Raw genomic sequence first — 19336 nt, 5'->3', positions numbered from 1 at the left:
TTTATGGTGTCTGCATACTCAGTGTTCGCAATGGAGGGCTCATGTCGAACTGGCTGGTCATTGATCTGGAAGCCACCACCGAAGAAGGTGGCTGGCCAGTATCCGAAATGGAAATTATCGAAATCGGTGCCTGCATCATCAGTGATAACGGCCACGAGCTAGGTCAGTTCCAGCGCCTCGTACGCCCCACTCGCCGCCCTCAATTGACTCAGTTTTGCCAGCAGCTGACTCATATCAGCCAGTCTGAAATTGATAGCGCCGCGCCATTGCCGCAAGTCTGGTCTGCGTTTGAACTTTGGCTTTCAGGCTTTAGCAATAACCTCACCGGCTGGGTCAGTTGGGGAGACTACGACCGCAAGCAACTGGTTGTTGAATGGAGGCAGCACAAATTGAGCAGTGCCCTTGAGCAGTTACAGCATTACAACCTCAAACAGCGTTTTGCCAGCGCACGTCACCTGACCAGCCCGGTAAGCCTGAAAAACGCCCTGCAACTGGCCGGGCTCACGTTTAACGGACAACAGCACCGAGCCTTGACGGATGCCCGCAATACAGCTCGTTTAGTTCCACTCGCACAGCCCTTTTAAAGCAGATGACTAGGCAATCTGCCTTCGGCATACTGGCGCCCCATTTTTCCCATCGAGGATCTGCAGATGTTCAAGGTCAACGAATATTTCGACGGTACCGTTAAATCCATCGCTTTCGGCATGGAAGAAGGTCCCGCCACTATTGGCGTAATGGCTGCAGGTGAATATGAATTCGGCACTAACCAGCTGGAAATCATGCACGTAGTCGCCGGCGCCCTGACCGTAAAACTGCCGGGCAGTGAAAACTGGGAAACATTTGCTGCTGGCACCAAGTTCACTGTGCCAGCCAACAGTAAGTTCCAACTAAAAGTTGCCGTAGACACTGCATACCTTTGCGAATACCGCTAAGAACACCGTAGTGCTGAAAGCCGGCTCACAAGGCCGGCTTTTTTAATGAATACACAGGACTCATGCCATGCCCCGCTCTACCCGCTTCTCTCTGGTGATAGTGCCCATACTGGTACTGATTGTTGCCATGACCTCGATCCAGAGCGGTGCATCACTGGCCAAAAGCCTGTTCCCGGAGGTAGGCGCCAGCGGCACCACGGCTCTGCGTCTTAGCCTTGCAGCGATAATCCTGTGCGCAATCATGCGCCCATGGCGGGCAAAGCTGACGCTTCAATCCTGCCGTTCTCTTGTTGCATACGGCCTGGCGTTAGGCGGTATGAACCTGCTCTTTTATCTCTCCCTTAAGACGATTCCCTTGGGCATTGCCGTTGCCCTGGAATTTACTGGCCCGCTTGCGCTGGCCTTGCTTTCATCGCGCCGACTGCTGGACTTTGTCTGGATCGCGTTAGCCATATTTGGCATATGGCTGCTCTTGCCCACCGGTAAATCAGAGGCCGCCCTAGACCCATTGGGCATGGCCCTGTCACTCGCGGCAGGGGTGTGCTGGGCGCTGTACATCGTCTTCGGTCAGAAGGCAGGCGCAGAGCATGGCCACCACACCGTTGCCCTTGGCACAGTGGTCGCAGCGTTGCTGGTCTTCCCGATTGGTTTATCTCAGGTCGGCACCAGCCTTTTCGCGCTTGATATTCTGCCTATCGCTATCGGCGTGGCCATACTCTCGTCTGCACTGCCCTACAGCCTGGAAATGGTCGCATTGACACGCCTCCCGGCCCGTACATTCAGCGTACTGATGAGTATGGAGCCTGCGATTGCAGCACTGTCTGGACTGCTATTCCTGAGTGAGCGCCTGACCTTAAGCCAGTGGATAGCCATCAGCGCCATCATTCTCGCCTCCGCAGGTGCTGCGGCCACCATCAGGCCGCAGAAGTAGCCCTGGCACAGCCGCCGACTTCGGCGGCCCGCACCGAGCTAGCCCGCAGGCACAACATCGTCTAAACCAAACTGCAACTCAGCCAAACGCGCATACAACGGGCTGTTGCTAACCAGCTCGGCATGACTGCCAATAGCCGCCAACCTGCCCTGCTCAATCACCGCAATCCGGTCGGCACTTTTTACGGTGGCCAAACGGTGGGCAATCACCAGCGTGGTCCGATCCTTCATCAACCCCGGCAAGGCCTGCTGAATCAGATGTTCGCTTTCTGCATCCAGCGCACTGGTCGCTTCATCCAGCAGCAAAATGGGCGCATCCGAGAGCAACGCTCGCGCAATCGCCAGCCGCTGCCTTTGCCCGCCAGAAAGCCCCAGCCCGGCCTCGCCCAAGTGAGTCTGATAACCCTGAGGCAACTTAAGGATGAACTCATGGGCATGGGCCGCCCTGGCCGCCGCTTCAACTTCAGCAAAACTGGCTTCGCTGCGACCGTAACGAATATTGTCCTCGACGCTGCCAAAGAACAGCGCGGGGCTTTGCGACACCCAGGCAAAGGCCTTACGCAGGTCATGCGGGTCCAGTTGCCGGATTGGCTGACCATCAATCAGGATTTGGCCCTGCTGCGGATCGAAGAAACGCAAGAGCAAATCGAACAGCGTCGACTTCCCGGCGCCGGAAGGCCCCACCAGCGCCAGCGTCTCGCCTGGCTCAATATGCAGGCTGATGCCATTGACCGCATAACTCTCTGGCCTCGACGGATAGGCAAAATACAGATCCCGTAGTTCGATGCGCCCCTCAACCGGATGCTGTAGCTGCTGCACGTCACCAGTTGGTGCAGTGATTTCATTGCGTGCCTGAAGCAACTCAGCAATACGCTCAGCCGCCCCAGCCGCACGCTGCAACTCACCGATCACCTCACTCAGGGTGCCAAATGAAGACCCCACAATCAGGCTATAAAACACGAAAGCCGCCAGCTCACCGCCACTGATGCGTCCGGCGATCACATCCATCCCACCGACCCAGAGCATGACACCCACCGCCCCCAGCACCAGCACAATCACCACGGTGATCAGCCAGGCACGCTGGGCGATGCGTTTACGCGCCGTATCAAAGGCAGCCTCGGCAGACTGACCGAAACGCCGCATATCCTCCGCCTGGTGGTTGTAAGCCTGCACCGTTTTGATCTGGCCCAGCGCCTCCCCCACATAACTGCCGACATCCGCCACACGGTCCTGGCTCTGCCGCGACAAGCTACGCACACGGCGGCCAAAAATCAGAATCGGCGCGACCACCAGAGGCAAGGCCAGCAGCACGATGCCACTGAGCTTGGCATTGGTTACCACCAGCAGAATGCTGCCGCCGATCAACATGATCAGGTTGCGCAATGCCATCGACAACGACGAACCGATCACCGACTGCAACAACGTGGTATCCGCCGTCAGCCGTGATTGGATCTCCGAACTGCGGTTGCTCTCGTAAAAACCTGGATGCAACTCAACCAAATGGTTGAACACCCGTTTACGGATATCCGCCACCACCCGCTCTCCCAGCCAGGAGACCAGATAAAAACGGGTAAACGTGCCAACCGCCAGGGCCAGCACCAGCACAAAGAACAACGCAATGGAGTGACGCAGCGCCTCATCCGACTGAGTCGCCAAGCCCTGATCCACCAGCAGCTTGATGCCCTGCCCCATAGACAGGGTAATGGCAGCGGTAAACATCAACGCCAACAACGCCCCGATCACCCGACCGCGATAGGGCGAAATAAAACGCCAGGCGACGCTTAGAGCACTGCGGTTACGCAGAGAGAGAACAGATTCCATGAAGACTCACTAGTAAGGGCTACAAGCCAGACGTGCGAAACACAGATTAGCCGGTTGCGAGAACACCAATGCGCCTTATCAGACAGCAAGTCCGACTATTTGCTAACGGGATACAGCAACTCTTCCTTATAACCAGCCCACACCCTAGCCACATCCGGGAAGCTGTCATCAAGGCTCACGTCGCCGCTGTCTACCAGCAAAGGGCGGCCTTCAAGGGTGGCCAGTTTGCGTTTAGTGGCGATGACCCGGATGTTCTCCAGCCCGATGGCGCGCAGCACTCTTGGGCTGATCTGCTGATTTCCGCGACCGATAATATGCCCTTGGCCGCCGATTGCCGTGACCAGTAAACGTGCTGGTCGCCCGTCTACCAACTCATACAATTGATGCTCGTTGACATCGGTCGCGATCACCAAGCCATTCTCGATGACATCCACCCCCAGCAAGGTGGTCTGCAAACCGAGGTTTTCCGCCAGGCCATGCAAGGTCGAACCGGGGCCGAAGACGTAGCGCACACCCTCTTCCCAGCTGTCCCGCAACCAGTCTGCCAGGTCATTGAGTACCAGCTCTTCAGACTCCATCCCACCTTGTTTGACGTGCTGAACAAAGCCGCCCTCCTCTGGCACAGTCAGCTCACCGTACCAGCGTGCCGTCACCCGGCCTTCACGCAGCGCACTCTCGTCAATGTCCCGCACCTCACCACTGGCCAAACGCACCAGACCACCCTGAATCAGACGCGCTGTCAGTTCACCGGCTGCACGTGGGCTGATGGCATAGACACCGGACTGAATCTTCACCCCGGCAGGAATCCCCAACACGGGTTGATCGGGTCTGACCGCCTCGCATACATCACGCGCCGTACCATCCCCGCCGGCAAACAAAATCAACGCCACGCCTGCATCCTGAAGCAAGTGCACAGCCTGCCGGGTATCCGCCGCGCTGGTCACGGCAGACGTCAAGGTTCCGACGATTTCGTAGTTAAAGCCCATTTCACGCAGCAGGTCTTCGCCCATCGCTCCGGGGAATGCGACGAAATGCACGCGTTCACGTAGTGGCAGCAGCACCTCCAACGCGGTCTTTGTGCGCAGTGCTGATTTAGCCTCAAAGCCTTGTGCCATGGCCGTTTGCGCCATGCCATCAGAACCTTTAAAACCTGCTGGACCACCCAGTCCTGCCAGTGGATTGATGATCAGACCAATGTGGAAAAGCGTCATTTCTCCCTCTACCCTGAAAAATCCAATGCTTTGGCATGCCCCCTGCTACAACCAAAAGGTCATGGCAGGCGGGCAGTCGTCATGGCATGTTCACACTACATCCATATGATTCAGACCGTACCGCCTGATTAACTGATAAGGAGAGCAGCATGCAAAGCCATCAACAGAAAGCCAGCACACCGGCTCCGCCTCAGGTCGGGTACGTGATTGACGCGCAAGGTCGCGAAATCCCGATTACCGAAGACATGATCCAGAAAGCGTGCCGCGAACTGGATCAGGCCCAGAAGACCGAAGCAAAACAAAAGTAAGCAACAACTGCCGGGACGCTCAGCCGCCCCGGTAGTCTCTGCTACACCAGCCGAACCCCTAACGCCGCGACCTTATCAGCCAGATGCTTCTGGCCACCGTCACCATTGAGACGCACCTGTAGCCCTTCTAGCTCCCGACGCACCGGGTAGCCCTTACGCAACCCATCAAAAGCCGCACGACGCGCTGCTGCATCGCCAATCAAGCTGCGGCGGAAATCAGCATCATCTCGACGCGGGTCGTACACAGCACGACAGATACTGGACAACGCCCACGCTTCAGGTGCCGTTGCATCCACAACCAGCTCACGCAACCACGGGGCTGGCATCAACGCTTGTAACTCAACCTCAGCAGCAGTACCCAGGAACCGGCAGTAAGCCTGATAGATCTGCTCAGTACCGCGCAGCTTGCCATCCAGGCTATAACCGGCAATGTGCGGCGTGGTGATCTGGCACAAAGCCGCCAGTTCGACGTCGGCTTGCGGTTCCCCCTCCCACACATCCAACACCACTTGCAGATCAGGGCGCACTGGAAGCAGCGCGCGCAACGCTTGATTATCCACCACCGGGCCCCGGCTGCTGTTAATCAACCAGCATCCTGGTTTGAGAGCTGCCAATCGCTCAGCATTTAGCAGGTGATAGGTCGGGTGATCACCTGCACGCTCAAGCGGTGTATGCAGGCTGATCACATCACACTCATCCAGCACCTGTTGCAGGCTGACAAAGTCGCCCCCTTCAGCAGCCTGCCGCAGCGGGTCACACACCAGCACACGCCAGCCTAGCCCCTTCAGGACGTTTACCAGACGCCCGCCCACCTGCCCGACACCCACCACACCGTAAGTCCGCGCGGAAAGATCAGCCGCCTGCCGCTCAGCCAACACCATCATGCTGCCGAGCACATAATCCACCACGCCACGGGCATTACAACCTGGAGCACTGGACCAGGTGATACCGGCTTCGTCGAAATAAGGAATATCGAGATGATCCGTACCGATTGTGCAGGTGCCGACAAACTTAACCGGCGAACTCTGTAACAGAGCACGATCCACGTTGGTCACTGAGCGCACCAGCAGCACGTCTGCATCGGCAACGCTGGCGGCATCAATTGAGCGACCGGGCAAACGGCGGATGTTGCCAAACCCGGCAAAGAACTCATCAAGAAGAGGGATGTTTTCATCAGCAACAATTTGCATGATACGGCTCCGAAAATGCGTTGTGCATTCTAGCAGGCAGCCAGAGTCTACGTTCAGGGTCAGTACCCGTTCGATTACGTCAATGCGTGTTATAAAGCGCAACCTTGATCATTGCGACAAATCCTTTTCCTGACTTGCTCGTCAGGAAGTAAACTGCATAGCTTTCGCCTGCCAATCGGACTCTGCCAGATGACTCGCCAGGATCGCGTACGCACGGAGCTCAGCAAACTGCTGTCGCTCGCCTTCCCCATCATGATCGCTCAATTGGCGAATACCGCCATGGGCTTTGTGGATGCCGTTATGGCTGGCCGGGTAAGCCCCCAAGACTTGGCCTCGGTGGCGCTGGGTAACTCGATTTGGGTTCCGGTTTTCCTGCTGATGACCGGCACCCTGCTGGCCACCACCGCCAAAGTAGCGCGCCGCTTCGGGGCCGGTGAATACACCGAGATCGGCCCAGTCGTGCGCCAAGCCCTGTGGCTGGGCTTGCTCTTAGGTTTAGCGGCTGCGACCCTGCTGTGGCATACCGAATTTGTGCTGGTTTTAATGAAGGTTGACCCCTATCTGATTCCCTCGGCCATGGGCTATTTGCGTGGTGTAGCCTGCGGCTTCCCGGCATTGGCGCTGTATTACGTACTGCGCTGTTTCAGCGATGGCCTTGGGCTGACACGTCCCAGTATGATCATCGGCCTTGCTGGCCTAGCCCTGAACATCCCCCTCAACTATGTGTTCATTTACGGCAAGCTGGGTGTACCGGCCATGGGCGGTGTCGGCTGCGGCTGGGCAACCGGATTGGTGATGGTGTTTATGTGCCTGGCCATGTTGGCTTGGGTCAAGTGGATACCTAAGTACAGCAGCAGCCAGTTGTTCGAACGTTTCGACTGGCCACAATGGTCAATCATCAAACGCTTGCTGGGGGTTGGGCTGCCGATTGGCATTTCAGTGTTTGCCGAGTCCAGCATTTTCTCGGTGATTGCTCTGCTAATTGGCGGACTCGGTGCCACCGTAGTGGCAGGACACCAGATTGCCCTGAACTTCAGCTCGATTGTTTTTATGATCCCCTATGCGCTCGCCATGGCCACCACCGTGCGCGTGGGCCAAGCGCTCGGCCGCAACGATCCCCGCGAAGCACGTTTTGCCTCCGGCGTGAGCATAGGAACAGCGCTCACTTATGCCTGCCTTTCCGCCAGTGTGATGCTGCTGTTTCGTGAGCAGATCGCGGGTATCTACACCCCAGATCCGACCGTCATCGCGGTGGCGGCCTCACTGCTGGTGTATTCCGCACTGTTCCAGTTCTCTGATGCCATACAGGTGACCGCAGCCGGTGCTCTGCGCGGTTATCAGGACACCCGCGTGACGATGTTCATCACCCTGTTTGCCTATTGGGGAATTGGCCTGCCGGTTGGCTACATCCTTGGCCTGACCGACTGGTTTATGGAAGCGAGCGGCCCCAAAGGGCTGTGGGAAGGTTTGGTCGTCGGCCTGACTTGCGCTGCGGTGCTGCTGGTTATTCGCTTAAAGCGCAGCGCCCGTAAACACATCTATGCCGAGCGCACTGTGCTGGCATCGTGAATGGAGCCCTGAATCAGTCAGGATGTACGGGCTGCGCAGCCAGAGCAGCCCAGTACTCGTGGGAAAGCCATGCACGGCCTGCCAGCAAGTGGGCCATGTAATCGACACTGGGCAGTAACCCTTCTTCGCGGAAAGCCGGGTTGGCGATATAGACCCATGCCGCTTGCACACCACTTTGGGTGATCACGGGCATGCACTCCCGGCTGTAAAAAACTGGCGTGCCCTCAAAGTGGTCGAGCTTGATGATTTCGTGCTCGTCCGCCAGCCGGTACAGCACGCCCTCAACCTTTGCGCCACGCTGGTGACGGATATTGGCATACGCACGCCCAGCGGCACGATTGGTCGCCCGCTTGTTAAAACACAGGCCATATCCCGGCAGTACGCCCGCCATGGCCTCAACAACTTCAAGCCCACGGGCCTGCATGCGGGCCGGATTCATGTTGGAGCCGTAGGCGAAATACCAACGCATCAATCTGTCTTTTTGCGGATCAGGTACAAGTAGGTATCCCCTTCATCGACTTGCTCGACCAGTTCATGACCGAGAAACATGCAGAATTTGGGAATATCGCGACGGGTAGACGGGTCGGTGGCGATCACCTTGAGCAGACCACCCGCAGACAGATCATGCACCTTGTTGTGCAGCATCATCACTGGTTCTGGACAGTTAAGTCCGCTGGCATCAAGGATGGACTCAGGAATTTCAGTACTTTGCAGGGGCATCAGAACGCTCCGGTAATAAGCCGCTATTCTGGTGTAAAGACCCGGCAAAGGACATTGCCGGGCATCCATATCAGGTTTATTTGCTCAGGCGACGCAGGTGACAGGTAACTTCTTCACGGTCGTGGTAGAGCTGCTTGCAGGCGATGCTGACTTTGATTTTGCGTGAGGCAAAGTCATCGCGAATACGATCCAGTAAACGCACTACTTCTGCGTAACGCTGCTTCATCGGCAGCTTCAAGTTGACTACCGCCTCCCGGCAGTGCCCGCCACCGACCCACTCCGCCAACATGGCAGCCGTGCGCGCTGGTTTTTCCACGATATCGCAGACCATCCAGTCCACGGGCTGCTTAGGCTTCCAGACAAAACCATCCACCATCAGGTGATTGACCAGCCCGGTATCCATCAGGCTTTCAGCCATAGGGCCATTATCAACGGCGGTGACCAGCATGCCGCGCTTAACCAATTGATAAGTCCAGCCGCCGGGCGCTGCGCCCAAATCGACAGCGGTCATCTCGTCAGACAGACGCTCATCCCACTGCTCACGGGGAATAAAGGTATGCCAGGCCTCTTCCAGCTTGAGAGTCGAGCGGCTAGGCGCCTCACGGGGAAACTTCAGACGCGGAATACCCATCGGCCACAGCGCCGAGTTACCGACTTCTGCCTGGCCGAGAAACACCTCGCGACCGCTCTTAAAGGTCAACAGTAACCGTGGCTTGCGCGGGTCATCCTGTAATTTGCCCGCCTTGCGCAACGCATTACGCAGGGGGACTTCGAACTTTTTGCAGAAGTTCGATAGCTCTTTGCCTTCATTGGTGTCCAGCACCTCAAGCCACAGGCTGCCGAACACCGGAGCGTCAGCCAGATGTTCGAGTAAAACGCTGATGCGATCCTGCTCCGGTAACTGGACAAATCCTCCTGCTGCCCACTGACGGGCGAAGATCAGCTGGCTGAACCTAAGTTCATGAACAAGGCGCTCTGCGCCGCCCTCTTCGCTGCAAATGAATTCCACATAAGCGGAACTTGGTTTTGCCTTGGCATAACCGGCAACGCCTGCACGGGCAGCCTGATCGGTAATCTCAGCGCACACCTCATTTTCAAATCCGGCGCGGCAATGCAACAGCAGGGTATTCATCAGACATTCTCCTCAAGCCGCACATGATAACTGACTTCGAGCAATGTCTTAGACAGTTATCAACCCGCCAGACAATGCACTGATGTACAATATTTCATCGCAAGTGCCAGTTCTAAGAGCTGCCGCGGAGTGATGTTGCCGATTGCCGACACCTACAAATCGAGACCAATTCCCAAAGCGTCTACGACTTAGCTCCTAACGCCCTATCTATTAAATAAATCTAAACTTCCGCCGGTTGCAGCCGAAGTATTGGTAACGTTCAAGGAACTCAATTTCGCTATGCGTAATAACCAGCCTGTTACCCAGCGTGAGCGGACCTTCCCCGCACAGCAGCGCTTGATATCGACGACCGATCTCAAGGGCCAAATCACTTACTGCAACGATGCCTTCATCGACATCAGCGGTTTTACCCGTGATGAGCTGATCCGTGCGCCACATAATTTAGTCCGCCACCCGGATGTGCCACCTGCGGTTTTCCAGCACATGTGGGATACCCTTAAGAGTGGTCAACCATGGATGGGGATCGTTAAAAACCGCTGCAAGAACGGCGACCACTATTGGGTAAATGCCTACGTTACGCCTGTTCTGGATAACAACCAGGTCGTGGGCTATGAGTCTGTCCGGGTAAAACCCACGGCAGACCAAATCAACCGCGCGCAAAACCTCTATAACCGCATCAACAGCGGTAAATCAGCCATTCCTAAACGCGACAGCTGGTTACCGGTGCTTAAAAACTGGCTGCCGTTCATTCTGATCAGCCAGATCAGCTTTCTGGTTGGCGCATGGCTGGACTCCTCCTGGGGCTTTGCACTGGCCGCTGCGCTTGCAGTTCCACTGGGCTTGGCCGGACTCAAATGGCAGCAACGCGGTATCGACAGCCTGCTGAAAGTGGTTGACCAAACCACGTCAGACCCGTTGATCGCGCAGATGTATACCGATAGCCGTGGTAAACAGGGGCGTTTGGAGTTGTCGCTGATCAGCCAAGATGCACGGTTAAAAACCTGCCTGACTCGCCTTCAGGACACCGCCGAGCAACTGACCCAACAAGCTCAGCAAGCTGATACGCTGGCACACAATAGCTCCACTAGCCTTGAACGCCAGCGCACTGAGACTGATCAGGTTGCAACCGCAATCAACGAAATGGCAGCGACCACACAAGAAGTGGCCAGCAACGTTGCACGCACCGCCACTGCGACTCAGGAAGCCAACCGCCTGACGACTGCTGGCCGTGTCATTGCCACAGAAACACGCGAAGCCATTCAGCGCCTGTCCGAATCCGTCGGTGATACCGGCGAAACCGTTACTCGCCTAGCTCAGGACAGCAACGAAATCGGTGGTGTTGTAGATGTGATTAAAGGCATCGCCGACCAAACCAACCTGCTTGCGCTTAATGCCGCGATTGAAGCTGCACGCGCCGGGGAAATGGGGCGCGGCTTCGCGGTTGTTGCCGACGAAGTCCGCTCGCTGGCTCAACGCACCGCAGAGTCCACCGGGCAGATCCACCAACTCATCGCCAAACTGCAGCGCACGGCCGAAGAGGCCGTGGCCACCATGGAAGTGGGTCGTCAACAAGCCCTGGAAGGTGTCGAGCGCGTCCAACAAGCCGATGAAGCACTGGCTGGTATCAGCGAAGCGGTTGCCAATATTACGGATATGACCAACCAGATTGCGGCCGCTGCTGAAGAGCAAAGCGCTGTGGCTGAAGAGGTTAATCGCAGTATCACCACCATCGCAGTGTTGGCAGATCAAACAGCATCGGAAGCTCACGACACTGCAATGCTCAGCGAAGCACTTACTGCCACCGCAAACGGCCAGTACGCGCTGGTTGCCCGCTTCAACCGTTAAGCCTGCCGGGCAGTTACCTTTAAACTGGTAACTGCCCTGACACGCACCGCGTTAAGCAGTGCGCGCCCTCCCCCGACTTACAGATTCTCGTAACGATTCATATCCAACACGCCCGCTTCAATTGGCTCAGTCTGCTGGATGTAATCGGTCAGGTCATGGAAATAAAACCAGAACTGCGGATGAGTGCGTCGAATCCCCCAGCGCTCAACCACACGCTCGAAGGCCGCTTTATCACGCGCCCTTTCCATCGCCGCTACAAACTCAGGCACCTGGGCAGCAGGCACATTGAACATGAAGTTGGGATAGCTGCTGAGCACGCCAGGGTAGACCGTCAAAGTATCCAAAGCAGGCTGGTAACGGCTTTCCTCACCCAGCATAAAGGCCACGTTGGAGTGAGCGCGGTTGCGCAACATGCTATAGACCTCACGTTGCCCACCTGGCAACTCGACACGGATCATGGTGGCTTCAGGGAGCTGGTCTATCACCTTAAGACTAGCAGCCGGTTTGCTGGCCAAACGACTTAAGGCCTGTTCAGCGTCCTGCTGGGCAGGCTGCAACCCATCCCGGTAGCAATAGGCACTGCGACAGCGGTTAATGGGGTCAGGGCGAGCATTTAGACTGCCGTAACGATCCAACAACTTCTCTGCAAAGGCCTTCTTGGGGTCATGTTCTGGCAGCTTCAGACCGGTCTCAGTGTCTGTGTCGATATCCACCGAATAGTCCAACCACCACTTCAGCTTGCCACTGTCCTGATACCAATCGTCTATATAGGCATCACGAGAATCTGGCGGCATCAACCTTAAGAAGTTGACCTCAGAGCCGTTGCGGATCAGATCAAAATACAGGCGCGTCTGAGCCTGATGAGACACATTGCCGAACACATCAAAATTGACCACCAGCTGGTAGTAGGTGCGTTCAAACAGCGGGTAATCCATCAGCCAGATGGTTTGCGGAATCTCCCCAACAAGGCCTTTCCGCACAGAAGCGCTGTCATGCTGGCGGAAGATCGTCAGCAAGGCATTGTCGTTCCCCGCCCATATGTGCGACCAACTCGGCTTAGGGGATTCGGCATAGCGATCCGTGCGCAACTCACCGTACTCATTGCGCTTATCCCTGTAAGAGCGCCACAAGCCTGGCAAATCACTGATACCGTCTAGTTGCCCAGGCATGGCCAGCAACGGCTCGGCTTGAGCGCGATAAGCCGCATCGGTAACGAACAGATCATGCGCGGGGTCTTGATAGATCACCCAAAAATTATCGCGGATGACGTCTGTGGCGATTTGCCCTCGGCAAACCGGGCCGCGAATGAAGGTGCGTGTGAAATACTCCGCATCGTCCAGCATGAACTGGTAGCGAGCCAGCACTGGTATCGCGGAAAAGGTCTCGAAGGGGTTTGCGCGGCGCTGTATGCCATAACCAGGCACGGCATCAGCCTGCCAGTCAGTGCCATAGAACAGCGATTTGATGCGCTCCAGCTTAGCGGGACTCAAGGCATAGGTGATGTGGGTTTTATGCACAATCACCCCCTGTACCGGCACAATTCTGTAATAGAAATTGCTGCCTGGGTCCTCATTTGGGCGACGGGTAGCGATCAAATCTACCGGTTGTCCACTGGGCGTACGTGAGCGAACAACCTGGAAAAAGCGTTTAACTTCGCTGTCCGAGAAATATAAATGGGCCAGGAACAAGTGCTCATATAACCAGCGTGAAACCAGCGCCTGACGTGCGCCAGGCTCATTCAGGAAACGCTCCCATACAGCGATTTTTTTAAGCTCTGTTGCGTCGGCAACAACAGGTTCCTGATCGACTACTGCACCTTGCGCCAGCCATGCTTGTAATTTTTCATAGTCTTCAGGTTGCAAACCGGTGACCGCAAATGGCATCCCGGAATAGGGATTCTTCTGCGCAAACGCATCGAAACCACTCGGCAGCGCGCACTGATTTTCACGGTTGATGCCAATATCGAGGCTGTCTGGCAACTTCTGGTTGGCAGCGAAGGTCTGGCTATGCCCCAGCGTGAGCATGCGCGACATCAGCGCGGCCTGACTGCTCTGCTGCTCAAGCACCGAATAAAAACCTTTGCGTTGCCAGGCCTCAGGTGTGTGCGCATCCATATAGAGGCGCGTGGTTGCCTGCACCTTGGTACGGGTACCGTTATAGACGGGGGTCTGGCTGGCCCCGCGCATAACACCTTCGCCACTGCCCAAGTTCAATTGGCATGGCGCGTCATAGCAGGCATGGCACGACACACAGTTGCGGGTAAAAATCGGCTGAATGTCCCGACTGTATGAAATGGGTTGTGCAGCGTGCAAAGACCCGGCAAACAGGCAACACACGAATAACACCAAACGGTGAAACATAAAATCGTCCTTGTTTAAAACCAAAGTTGATAATAGCCGGGCTTATATAAGTTGCACCAACTGCATCATGAATGAAATTCATGCATCCGACCGGTGCGCGGAAATCTCATGCAGCTTTGGTATCATTGCGCCTCTTTGCTATTCCTTCAGGTAGAGTTTTTCATGTCCGACCGTACAGTCCGTCTTCAAGCCCTGCAAAAGGCCCTCGCCGAGCGCATTCTGATTCTCGATGGCGGCATGGGCACCATGATCCAGAGCTACAAACTGGAAGAGGCGGACTACCGTGGTGACCGCTTTGCCGACTGGCCACAAGACGTCAAAGGCAACAACGACCTGCTGGTACTCAGCCGCCCGGATGTCATCGGCGCCATCGAAAAGGCCTATCTGGATGCCGGTGCGGACATCCTTGAAACCAACACTTTCAACGCCACCCGCGTATCACAGGCCGACTACGGCATGGAGTCGCTGGTGTATGAGCTGAACGTTGAAGGCGCCCGTCTGGCCCGCAGCGTGGCAGACGCCAAAACCCTGGAAACCCCAGATCGCCCACGCTTTGTTGCAGGCGTACTCGGCCCAACCAGCCGCACCTGCTCGATCTCTCCGGACGTCAACGACCCTGGTTTCCGTAACGTCACCTTTGATGAGCTGGTGGAGAACTACACCGAAGCCACCAAAGGCCTGATTGAAGGCGGCGCCGACCTGATCCTGATCGAAACTATCTTCGACACCCTTAACGCCAAAGCCGCGATCTTCGCCGTACAGGGCGTATTCGAAGAGTTGGGCGTCGAGCTGCCGATCATGATTTCCGGCACCATCACCGATGCTTCCGGCCGCACCCTCTCCGGCCAGACCACCGAAGCTTTCTGGAACTCCGTGCGCCATGCCAAGCCAATCTCAATCGGCCTGAACTGCGCCCTAGGTGCCAAAGACCTGCGCCCGTATCTGGAAGAGCTGGCCTCTAAAGCTGACACCCATGTGTCTGCCCACCCGAACGCAGGCCTGCCCAACGCCTTTGGTGAATACGACGAAACCCCAGCCGAGATGGCTGTTGTGGTTGAAGAATTCGCTGCCAGCGGCTTCTTGAATATCGTCGGCGGCTGCTGCGGTACCACACCCGGCCATATTCAGGCGATTGCCGAAGCGGTCAGCAAGTACAAGCCACGCGCCATTCCGGACATTCCGAAAGCGTGCCGCCTGTCTGGCCTTGAGCCGTTCACCATCGACCGCAACTCGCTGTTCGTGAACGTCGGTGAGCGTACCAACATCACTGGTTCCGCCAAGTTCGCCCGCCTGATCCGTGAAGAAAACTACACAGAGGCTCTTGAAGTCGCCCTGCAGCAGGTGGAAGCCGGTGCTCAGGTGATCGACATCAACATGGACGAAGGCATGCTTGATTCCAAAGCTGCCATGGTCCGCTTCCTCAACCTGATTGCCGGTGAGCCAGATATCTCCCGCGTACCGATCATGATCGACTCCTCCAAGTGGGACGTGATCGAAGCGGGCCTCAAGTGCATTCAGGGCAAGGGCATCGTCAACTCCATCTCCATGAAAGAAGGCGTTGAGCAGTTCAAACACCACGCCACCCTGTGCAAGCGCTACGGCGCTGCTGTGGTAGTGATGGCCTTCGACGAAGTCGGCCAAGCCGACACGGCCGCACGCAAGAAAGAAATCTGCCAGCGCAGCTACGACATTCTGGTTAACGAAGTCGGCTTCCCGCCGGAAGACATCATCTTCGACCCAAACATCTTTGCCGTCGCCACCGGTATTGAAGAACACAACAACTACGCGGTGGACTTCATCGAGGCCTGCGCCTTTATCCGCGACCACCTGCCCCACGCTCTGTCCAGCGGCGGCGTGAGCAACGTGTCGTTCTCCTTCCGGGGTAACAACCCGGTGCGTGAGGCCATTCACTCGGTCTTCCTCTACTACGCGATCAAGAACGGCCTGACCATGGGTATCGTCAACGCCGGTCAGCTGGAAATCTATGACGAGATTCCAAAAGAACTGCGTGACGCGGTAGAAGACGTGGTGCTCAACCGCAACAGCGGAGCCACCGAGGCCCTGCTGGCGATTGCCGACAACTACAAAGGCGACGGCAGCGTTAAAGAAGTCGAAAACGAAGAATGGCGCAGCTACAGCGTTGAAAAGCGTCTGGAACACGCGCTGGTTAAAGGCATCACCACCTTTATCGTTGAAGACACCGAAGAGTGCCGCCAGAAGTGCGCCCGCCCGATCGAAGTGATCGAAGGCCCGCTCATGAGCGGCATGAACGTGGTCGGCGACCTGTTCGGCGCAGGCAAGATGTTCCTGCCGCAGGTGGTGAAATCCGCCCGCGTGATGAAGCAGGCTGTAGCCCATCTGATTCCGTTTATCGAAGCGGAAAAAGGCGACAAGCCAGAAGCCAAAGGCAAGATCCTGATGGCCACGGTTAAAGGCGACGTACACGACATCGGCAAAAACATTGTTGGTGTGGTGCTGGGCTGTAACGGTTACGACATCGTTGACCTGGGCGTCATGGTTCCTGCAGAGAAAATCCTGCAAACCGCCATCGCTGAGAAGTGCGACATCATCGGCCTGTCCGGCCTGATCACACCGTCACTGGATGAGATGGTTCACGTTGCCCGTGAAATGCAGCGTCAGGGCTTTAACCTGCCGCTGATGATCGGCGGTGCCACCACCTCCAAAGCCCACACCGCGGTGAAGATCGAGCCGAAGTACCAGAACGACGCCGTGGTTTACGTTACCGACGCCTCCCGCGCGGTGGGCGTGGCTACCCAGCTCCTGTCCAAAGAAATGAAGGCCGATTTCGTGGCCCGCACCCGCCAGGAGTACGTTGAGCTGCGCGAGCGCACCGCCAACCGTAGCGCCCGTACCGAGCGCCTGAGCTATGCCGACTCGGTGGCCAACAAGCCGAAGTTCGACTGGGCCAGCTACCAGCCGAGCAAGCCGACGTTTACTGGCGTGCGCGTACTGGAAGATATCGACCTCAATGTACTGGCCGACTACATCGACTGGACGCCGTTCTTTATCTCCTGGGACTTGGCAGGCAAATACCCGCGCATCCTTACAGATGAAGTGGTCGGTGAAGCCGCCACCAACCTGTTCAACGACGCACAAGCCATGCTGCGCAAGCTGATCGACGAGAAGCTGATCCGCGCACGCGCTGTGCTTGGTTTCTGGCCTGCTAACCAAGTAGCCGATGACGATCTGGAAGTCTACGGCGAAGACGGCAGCACGTTGGCCACCCTGCACCACCTGCGCCAGCAGACCATCAAGCCGGACGGCAAGCCGAACTTCTCCCTGGCCGACTTTGTTGCGCCGAAAGACAGCGGCATTACCGACTACGTGGGTGGCTTTATCACCACCGCTGGTATCGGCGCCGAAGAAGTGGCCAAGGCCTATCAGGAGGCCGGTGACGACTACAACTCGATCATGGTTAAAGCCCTGGCCGACCGCCTGGCCGAAGCCTGCGCTGAGTGGCTGCACGAGCAAGTGCGTAAGACTCACTGGGGCTACGCGCCGGACGAACAGCTGAGCAACGAAGAGCTGATCAAGGAAGCCTACAAAGGCATCCGTCCTGCTCCCGGCTACCCAGCCTGCCCTGACCACACCGAGAAGAAGACCCTGTTCGCCCTGCTCGACCCAGCGGCAGACTTCAACAAGGCAGGTCAAAGCGGCGTGTTCCTCACCGAGCACTACGCCATGTTCCCGGCAGCAGCGGTCAGCGGCTGGTACTTCGCCCACCCGCAGGCGCAGTACTTCGCCGTGGGCAAGGTCGATAAGGATCAGATCGACAGCTACACCGCCCGCAAACAGCAAGACCTAGCTGTGACCGAACGCTGGCTGGCGCCTAACTTGGGTTACGACAACTAACAGGCCGAAATCGAATGGTGGATTACGTCGTTTCACGACTAATCCACCCTACTTCGCGCAGAACTCTGTTTTTTGTAGGGTGGATTAGCCACTGCGTGGCGTAATCCACCGCTCGTTTCCAAGGACCTGTACAAACATTCCATGCACACCCTCGAACAGCTGCGCAACGGAGAACTGAAAGGCATCACCCGCCTTGATCTATCCGACAACCTACGCGAACTGCCAGCGGAAGTGTTCGAGCTAGCGGATAGCCTGGAAATCCTCAATCTCTCCAACAACCAGCTCAGCAGCCTGCCTGATGACCTGCCGAAGCTGCACAAGCTGCGCGTGCTGTTCTGTTCAGGTAATCCGTTTACCGAGCTGCCATCTGTGCTCGGCCTATGCCCGCAACTGGAAATGGTCGGCTTCAAGTCCTGCCAGATTGAGCATGTACCCGCTGCTGCGCTGCCGCCGCGCTTGCGCTGGCTGATCCTTACCGACAACCGCATCAGTCGACTACCAGACGAGTTGGGTAACTGAGCGCGCCTGCAAAAACTGATGCTGGCGGGCAATCGCCTGACAGAACTGCCAGCGAGCCTGGCCAACTGCAAAAACCTCGAGTTGCTGCGTATCGCGGCCAACCAGCTGCCCAACCTGCCGCACTGGCTTGATGAGCTGCCAAAGCTGGCGTGGCTGGCATTTGCCGGTAATCCCTTTACCGCTGTACTTGAGCAGCCTCCAGAAAGTCATGACATCCACAGCAGTGATTTGGAAATTGGCGAACTGCTGGGGCAAGGCGCCTCCGGCATCATCCACGCGGCTCAGTGGCACCCGAAGAGCCAGCCTGTTCGGGCTGTTGCGGTCAAACGCTTCAAAGGCCAGATGACCAGTGACGGCCTGCCTCACTGCGAAATGGCGGCCTGCCTGAAAGCGGGTGAACACCCGAATTTGATTCAGGTTATTGGCACCTTAAACACGAATGCTCACGAAGCCCCCGGGCTTGTCCTTGAGCGCATACCGGAGGATTACTCTATCCTCGCTGATCCACCCTCGCTGACCAGTTGCACGCGGGATTGCTACGCAGAGAGGGTTCAATTCAGCCTTGAACAGGCACTTAGCATAGCTCGTGGCGCCACATCGGCGGCGCTGCACCTGCATCATCGCGGCATCCTGCATGGTGATCTGTATGGCCATAATCTATTGGTCAAGCAGAGTGGCCACGCCTTACTGGGCGACTTCGGCGCAGCGTCATTCTTTGACCCGCACAGCTCGACAGGGCGAACACTTCAAGCAATCGAAACCCGCGCATTGGGGATTTTGCTGGAAGAACTGCTCCAGCATTGCGCAGCCGCGCCAGAAGCTTTAGTGCAACTCAGCCAAGCCTGCATGAGCGAAGATATTTCGTTACGCCCTACCCTCGCTGACGTGCTGCACGCACTTAAGCCCTGAAAACAAAAACGCCGCGG

General features: G+C 56.8%; 14 protein-coding genes and 1 pseudogene. 8 read left to right on the top strand and 7 right to left on the bottom strand.

Features of this window, described 5'->3' with window-relative positions; genetic code table 11:
• Positions 1 to 41 precede the first annotated feature (41 nt).
• The 3 genes from WG219_08500 to rhtA all read left to right on the top strand — a co-directional run bounded on the left by WG219_08500 (position 42) and on the right by rhtA (position 1863).
• Positions 42 to 584 carry an exonuclease domain-containing protein gene (locus tag WG219_08500; protein ID WXL27478.1) on the top strand — a complete coding sequence of 181 codons (543 nt, stop codon included), beginning with the start codon at positions 42 to 44 and terminating at the stop codon, positions 582 to 584.
• 66 nt (positions 585 to 650) lie between these two features.
• The gene (locus tag WG219_08495; GenBank protein WXL27477.1) at positions 651 to 932 is read left to right on the top strand and encodes a pyrimidine/purine nucleoside phosphorylase; all 282 of its coding nucleotides are present in this window, start codon (positions 651 to 653) and stop codon (positions 930 to 932) included.
• 67 nt (positions 933 to 999) lie between these two features.
• Entirely contained in the window at positions 1000 to 1863 is an 864-nt protein-coding gene (gene rhtA, locus WG219_08490) for a threonine/homoserine exporter RhtA (GenBank protein ID WXL27476.1), read from the top strand.
• Positions 1864 to 1901: 38 nt separating this feature from the next.
• Here rhtA and WG219_08485 read toward each other — a convergent pair whose 3' ends face one another.
• Both WG219_08485 and WG219_08480 read right to left on the bottom strand, forming a co-directional pair.
• Positions 1902 to 3683 (bottom strand): ABC transporter transmembrane domain-containing protein, encoded by a 1782-nt coding sequence (locus WG219_08485; protein ID WXL27475.1) that lies wholly within the window; start codon positions 3681 to 3683, stop codon positions 1902 to 1904.
• 95 nt (positions 3684 to 3778) lie between these two features.
• The gene (locus WG219_08480; GenBank protein ID WXL27474.1) at positions 3779 to 4894 is read right to left on the bottom strand and encodes an ATP-NAD kinase family protein; all 1116 of its coding nucleotides are present in this window, start codon (positions 4892 to 4894) and stop codon (positions 3779 to 3781) included.
• A 149-nt stretch (positions 4895 to 5043) separates the two neighbouring features.
• Here WG219_08480 and WG219_08475 point away from each other — a divergent pair, with 149 nt between their 5' ends.
• Positions 5044 to 5202, top strand: a complete 159-nt coding sequence (locus WG219_08475; protein ID WXL27473.1) for a PA1571 family protein — start codon at positions 5044 to 5046, stop codon at positions 5200 to 5202.
• Between the two features lie 41 nt (positions 5203 to 5243).
• Here WG219_08475 and pdxB read toward each other — a convergent pair whose 3' ends face one another.
• Positions 5244 to 6392: a 4-phosphoerythronate dehydrogenase PdxB gene (gene pdxB, locus WG219_08470; GenBank protein WXL27472.1), complete on the bottom strand. Its 1149-nt coding sequence runs from the start codon at positions 6390 to 6392 to the stop codon at positions 5244 to 5246.
• Positions 6393 to 6581: 189 nt separating this feature from the next.
• On the opposite strand from pdxB, the gene WG219_08465 reads away from it, so the two are divergent.
• Positions 6582 to 7961 carry an MATE family efflux transporter gene (locus tag WG219_08465; protein WXL27471.1) on the top strand — a complete coding sequence of 460 codons (1380 nt, stop codon included), beginning with the start codon at positions 6582 to 6584 and terminating at the stop codon, positions 7959 to 7961.
• Positions 7962 to 7974: 13 nt separating this feature from the next.
• Here the strand turns inward: WG219_08465 and WG219_08460 are convergent, their stop codons facing one another.
• The 3 genes from WG219_08460 to rlmM all read right to left on the bottom strand — a co-directional run bounded on the left by WG219_08460 (position 7975) and on the right by rlmM (position 9813).
• On the bottom strand, positions 7975 to 8430 hold the full coding sequence (locus WG219_08460; GenBank protein WXL27470.1) for a gamma-glutamylcyclotransferase family protein: 456 nt from the start codon (positions 8428 to 8430) through the stop codon (positions 7975 to 7977).
• Complete coding sequence (gene tusA / locus WG219_08455; protein WXL27469.1) at positions 8430 to 8681, bottom strand: sulfurtransferase TusA; 252 nt, start codon at positions 8679 to 8681, stop codon at positions 8430 to 8432. Before tusA ends, WG219_08460 begins: the two co-directional genes overlap by 1 nt.
• A gap of 76 nt (positions 8682 to 8757) precedes the next feature.
• A complete protein-coding gene (gene rlmM, locus WG219_08450; GenBank protein ID WXL27468.1) occupies positions 8758 to 9813 on the bottom strand; it encodes a 23S rRNA (cytidine(2498)-2'-O)-methyltransferase RlmM in 1056 nt (351 codons plus the stop codon).
• Between the two features lie 279 nt (positions 9814 to 10092).
• Here rlmM and WG219_08445 point away from each other — a divergent pair, with 279 nt between their 5' ends.
• Positions 10093 to 11658 carry a PAS domain-containing methyl-accepting chemotaxis protein gene (locus WG219_08445; GenBank protein WXL27467.1) on the top strand — a complete coding sequence of 522 codons (1566 nt, stop codon included), beginning with the start codon at positions 10093 to 10095 and terminating at the stop codon, positions 11656 to 11658.
• Positions 11659 to 11735: 77 nt separating this feature from the next.
• Here WG219_08445 and WG219_08440 read toward each other — a convergent pair whose 3' ends face one another.
• Positions 11736 to 14018 (bottom strand): fatty acid cis/trans isomerase, encoded by a 2283-nt coding sequence (locus WG219_08440; GenBank protein ID WXL27466.1) that lies wholly within the window; start codon positions 14016 to 14018, stop codon positions 11736 to 11738.
• A gap of 162 nt (positions 14019 to 14180) precedes the next feature.
• Between WG219_08440 and metH the strand changes: the two genes are divergently transcribed.
• Together metH and WG219_08430 are read left to right on the top strand one after the other, a co-directional pair.
• Positions 14181 to 17891, top strand: coding sequence for a methionine synthase (gene metH, locus WG219_08435; protein WXL27465.1), 3711 nt, complete (start codon positions 14181 to 14183; stop codon positions 17889 to 17891).
• A gap of 141 nt (positions 17892 to 18032) precedes the next feature.
• A pseudogene (locus WG219_08430) lies at positions 18033 to 19319 on the top strand (leucine-rich repeat-containing protein kinase family protein).
• The last annotated feature ends 17 nt before the right edge of the window (positions 19320 to 19336 follow it).

It is taken from the genome of Pseudomonas mendocina, from assembly GCA_037482215.1.
Classification (GTDB): Bacteria; Pseudomonadota; Gammaproteobacteria; order Pseudomonadales; family Pseudomonadaceae; genus Aquipseudomonas; species Aquipseudomonas mendocina_E.
The sequence above is the reverse complement of the archived record's forward strand: the minus strand, read 5'-3'. Positions and strand labels throughout refer to the sequence as shown.